Origin of the sequence: Bacillus cereus group sp. BfR-BA-01331 (genome assembly GCF_022663915.1) — a bacterium.
Lineage (GTDB): Bacteria > Bacillota > Bacilli > Bacillales > Bacillaceae_G > Bacillus_A > Bacillus_A mycoides.
This window is the reverse complement of record NZ_JAKUGJ010000209.1, coordinates 1-200: the sequence shown is the minus strand read 5'-3', so window position 1 is coordinate 200 and position 200 is coordinate 1. Positions and strand designations below refer to the sequence as shown.

Genomic DNA, 200 nt, shown 5'->3' with positions numbered 1-200 from the left:
ACTTCACCCTGGACATGGGTAGATCACCTGGTTTCGGGTCTACGACCACGTACTAAACGCCCTATTCAGACTCGCTTTCGCTGCGGCTCCGCCTCTTCAGCTTAACCTTGCACGGGATCGTAACTCGCCGGTTCATTCTACAAAAGGCACGCCATCACCCATTAACGGGCTCTGACTATTTGTAGGCACACGGTTTCAGG

Annotated in this window: 1 rRNA gene; it reads right to left on the bottom strand. The window is 53.5% G+C overall.

Going from position 1 to position 200, the window contains the following annotated elements:
• A 23S ribosomal RNA gene (locus MR155_RS31740) occupies positions 1-200 on the bottom strand; the annotation flags it as partial.